The sequence below is a fragment of the Streptomyces sp. SPB074 genome, assembly GCF_000154905.1.
Lineage (GTDB): Bacteria > Actinomycetota > Actinomycetes > Streptomycetales > Streptomycetaceae > Streptomyces.
The window spans coordinates 2417055-2421608 of record NZ_GG770539.1; the positions used below are offsets into that span (position 1 = coordinate 2417055).

At 76.6% G+C, this 4554-nt stretch carries 3 protein-coding genes; 1 reads left to right on the plus strand and 2 read right to left on the minus strand.

The annotated features are described in order from the left end of the window. Nucleotides 1–1068, minus strand: a 1068-nt coding sequence (locus SSBG_RS09815; protein ID WP_037869380.1) for a serine/threonine-protein kinase, incomplete at its 3' end; no start/stop codon positions are given. 399 nt (nt 1069–1467) lie between these two features. Next, on the minus strand, nt 1468–3189 hold the full coding sequence (locus SSBG_RS09820; protein ID WP_008746013.1) for a serine/threonine-protein kinase: 1722 nt from the start codon (nt 3187–3189) through the stop codon (nt 1468–1470). 429 nt (nt 3190–3618) lie between these two features. Between SSBG_RS09820 and SSBG_RS09825 the strand changes: the two genes are divergently transcribed. Continuing rightward, nucleotides 3619–4554: FHA domain-containing protein (locus SSBG_RS09825; protein WP_037869381.1), on the plus strand; the 936-nt coding region annotated here is incomplete at its 3' end.

The following is a 4554-nucleotide window of genomic DNA, read 5'->3' on the forward strand; positions in this document are numbered from 1 at the left end:
CCGGGGCGCCCCGGGGGCGCGCGGGACCCGCGCGGTGCCGTGCGCGCCGCCGGAGAGCTCGTCCACGCCGGGCACCCGCATACTCGTGTGCGTGTCCCGCCCCGAGTCCTTGCCGGGCGCGGCCGGGACCAGCGAGACCGCGCCGCGCGGCGCGGCGCCCGGGGTCTCCTCGGCCACCGGCTCGCCCGCCTCGGCGGGCTCCGGCTGCGGCTCGTCCACCTCCAGGGCCGGGAGGCCGTCGAGCAGCGGCGCCATCTCGCGCAGTCGCTCGGCGAGTTCGGAGGCGCGCAGCCGGGAGGCGGGGGCCTTGGCGAGGCACTGGAGGAGGAGCTGCCACAGCTCCTCGGGGATGCCGGGGAGCGGGACGACGGTCTCCGTCACGTGCCGCCGCAGGATCGCTCCGGGGTGGCCGCCGCCGAACGGCGTGAAACCGGCGAGGAGTTCGTAGAGGACCGTCGCGAGCGCGTAGATGTCGACGGCGGCGCGCGGCGGCAGGCCCTCGACGATCTCGGGGGCGCAGTAGTCCGGCGTCCCGATGATCTTCGTGCTGCGCCCGGTGGGCGTGGAGCGGGGGCTGTCGATGAGCTTGGCGACACCGAAGTCGGTGAGGAGCGCGGGGTGTTCGCCCGCGCGGCCCGGGGTGCCCGACATGTCGAGCAGGATGTTCTCGGGCTTGACGTCGCGGTGCACGACCCCGGCCTTGTGCGCGAAGGCGAGGGCGTCGGCGATGTCGGCGACGATCGCGGCGGCGGCGGCCGGGGGGAGGCGGTGGGCGGAGTCGAGGCGGGTGCGCAGGTCGGTGCCGCGTACCGCGTCCATGACGAGCGCGAGGTCGTTGCCGTCCACGACGAGATCGCGCACGGTGACGATGTGGGGGTGTTCGAGGCCGAGCAGCGCGGTGCGCTCCTGGACGAAGCGGCCGACGAGTTCCTGGTCGGCCGCGAGGTCCTCGCGGAGCAGCTTGATCGCGACGGGCCCCTCGGGGCCGTCGCCGAGCCACACACTCCCCGCGCTGCCCCGCCCGAGAAGCTGGTGTGCGGTGTACCGGCTGCCGATCTTGCGTGCCAAAACTGCTCCGACAGGTCGGGCCCCGGCGCGGCCGGGGACGTGGCGTGGCGACGTTTGCAAAGTCGTGGCGTGACCTCGCTCCGCGCGGTCGTGGCGAGGCGAGGCGACGATGCGCAAAGTTACGCGCGTCCTGGGGTCCTCCGTGCCCAGGATCGCCCTTCGCGCCACATCGGAACGGCGATCGGTCCGGATTTATGGGGGTTCGGCGGCCGAAGACATCGGATGATTGTCGACTTGTCGCCGAACCAGCCACCGGACCGGAGACCGCGCGAGTCACCGCCCGGCCACCGGACCCGCGCCCCGCGCCGGACCCGCGCCCCGCGCCGGGCCCGCCTCCCGCGCCGGGCCGGCCCGCGCCCGTGAGGTCCCCGGCCCGCCCCGTCCCCCGTCCCGGCGCCGCTAGCCGTTCAGCTTCGAGAACCAGCCCGAGACTTCCTTGATCCAGCTGCCGAGCTGGTCCCAGTAGCCCTTGCCCGTCCCGATCCAGTCCTGGAGCGGGCTGACCTCCCAGACGATCCAGCCGACGACGAAGAGGATCACCAGCGTGAACAGGCAGCCCTTGAGGCAGCCGAGGCCGGGGATGCGCATCGGGTTTGCGCTGCGGCGGCGCGGCTCGCGCGGCGGCCTCGGCTCGCGGCGCGGCGGGGCCTCGGCGGGCGGCGGGGCCTGCCGGCGCGGGGCGGGCGGGGGCGCGTACTGCTGCGGCTGCGGGGCTTGCGGGGGCTGCTGCTGGTAGGGCTGCTGATAGCCGCCCTGCTGCCCCTGCTGATACCCGCCCTGCCGGTACGGGGGCCGCTGCGCCTGCGGCGGGTCGTAGGGGCCCGGTTGCGGCGCCTGCCCGTACGGGGCGGGGCCCTGCTGCCGGTGCGGGCGGCGGCGCAGGGGGTCGTCGTCGGGGTCGAGGTACTGGATCTGCGTCTGCTCGTTGCGGTCGCGGGCGGCCCGGAGCTGGTTCTCCCAGGGGTGCGGGGCGCCGGGCTCCTCGCCCTGCCGACCCGGCGGCACGGGGGGCATGACGGCGGTCGGGTCGGCCTCGCCGGGGCGCCCGCCCTGCCCCGTACCGGCGCCCTGGCCCGGGCCCGTCGTGGGGAGCACGGAGGTCGGCGCCGCCGGGTCGTACGCGCCCGCGCCCGGCGGGAGGCCGTCACGCGAGAGCACCTCGGTGGGGGCGGCGGCCCCTGGGGGCGCCTCCGGCACCGGGGCGGGGTCCGGGTCGGGCGCGAGGAGGGCGCCGACGCCCTCGGCCGCCGCGATCTGCGCGGAGTTCGCGTGCACGCCGACGCCCTCGGCGACGACGCGCAGCGCGCGGGCGAGGTTCTCGGCGCTCGGACGGTGGTCCGGGTTCTTGCCGAGGCAGCGCGCGACGACCGTCCACAGGGGTTCGGGGACGTTCGAGGGGCGGCGGGGCTCCTCGCTCAGGTGCCGGTGGAGGACTTCGAGCGCGGACTCGCCCTGGAAGGGCGGGCGGCCGGTCAGCAGTTCGTAGAGGAGGATGCCCGCGCCGTAGATGTCGACGGCGGAGGTCTGCGGACGGCCCTCGGCGGCCTCGGGGGCGACGTAGGCGGGGGTGCCGACGAACTCCTGGGTGCGGGTGAGGCCCGGGGAGTCGGCCAGGCGCGCGATGCCGAAGTCGGTGAGGAGCGGGTGCAGACCGCCCTCGGGGTCCTCCCTGAGGAGGACGTTCGCGGGCTTGAGGTCGCGGTGCACGACGCCGTCCGCGTGGCTCGCGACGAGCGCGTCCGCGATCTGCGCGGTGAGCAGGCTCGCGGCGACGGGGCTGAACGGGCCGTTCTCGCGGAGGTAGCGGTGCAGGTCGGGGCCGTCCACGAGGTCCATGACCAGGGCGAGCAGATCGCCCTCGACGACGAGGTCGCGCACCCGCACGATATTGGGGTGGGTGAGCCGGAGCAGCACCGAGCGCTCGCGCAGGAAGCGCATCACGATGTCCGGATCGCTCGCCAGCTCCTCCTTGAGGACCTTGATGGCGACGGTCTCCCCCGGCTGCCCCTGCACGGCCGCCTCGGCGCCCGCCGGGACGGTCTGGCGGGCACGCCAGACGGTGCCCGTGGCGCCGCGTCCCAGCGGCTCCTCCAGGAGGTACTTGCTGCCTACCGGCCGCACGTCATGAGCTCCCTGATCATCCGGCTCGCCCGCATCCGGGCGCCCCTGGGGGCTCCGGGCCGGCCGCGTTCGGGGCGGCGGCCTGCGGGGCCACCGCTTCGGACAGTTCCGCCCACTGTAGTGCGCGGCAGGGGCCTTCCGGGGGCGCGCGGGCGCGCGGGACCGTCCGGCTGTTCGAGGAGTGCCCCGGTCCGGTGCCCGTCGCCGGGAGCCGGGGAGCGAACGGTTCCGGCCGATCAGGGCCGTCCGACATGGAACTTTTCCGACCGGAGCAGATCAATCAAGATCAATCGACGGCGATCGGCGGGCGGGTTGTCTCTGGCAAGTGCGAGGATGCGTGTCTGTACGTACAGGCCGAGTGCCCGTGCGCGGCGGGGGCGGAAGCCCTTTCCCCGGTCTGCGCGCGCGCAGAGGGGACGCGTGACCGGGATGCAGATTCGGCTCAGCCTCCTGGCGCGGAGGGGTGCGGGACGCGACTGCGACGTCCTCGTCACCGCCCCGGCGGGCACGCAGCTCTCGGCGGTCGCCGCCGGGCTGCGGACGGCGGTCCGCGCGGGCGAGGCGACGACGTCCTCGTGGTGGGCGGACGGCACCCGCCTCGACCCGCACCGCGCGGTGCTCGGCGAGCCCCCGCTCGTGGACGGCGCGGTGCTCGCGCTCGGCGGCCCGGCGGGCCCCGGCGGCGAGCCCGACCCCACCGCCCCGCAGCTCCAGGTCGTCTCGGGCCCCGACGCGGGCGGCGTGCACGTGCTGCACGGCGGCGAGGTGCGCGTCGGCCGCTCCGCCGACGCCGACGTGACGCTCGACGACCCCGACGTCTCGCGCGCGCACTGCGCGGTGGTCCTCGGGCCCGGGGGCCGCGCGGAGGTCGCCGACCTCGGCTCCACCAACGGCACGACCATCGAGGGCCGCCCCGTCGGCCGCACCCCGCAGCCCCTCCCGCGCGGGGCCCTGCTGCGCGTCGGCGAGTCCGTCCTGCGCGTCGTGGCGGGCGGCACGCAGCCGCCGGTGGCGACGGTGCCGGACGGCGAGGGGCACGTACGGGTACGGGCCGGGGCGAACGAAGGGGCGGGGGACCGCGCGGAAGCGGGGGCGCTCGCGGAGGCGGGGCTCCACGGGGAAGCCGGAGGCGACGGGGAGACGGGGGTGCACGGAGAGGCGGGGGCCCACGGAGAGGCGGCGCCGCCCCGTACCCGTACGCCCGAAGTGCCTCGTACCTCCGGGGGACCCCGCGCCGTCGCGCCGCACGGTGCCGACGCGACGCACGCCGCCCAGGACCTGCGCGCGGGGCGCCCGCATCCTCTCGACGGCGCCCCCGAACTCGACGCCCCCGCGCCGCAGGACCCCGCCGAGGCGAGGACCTCG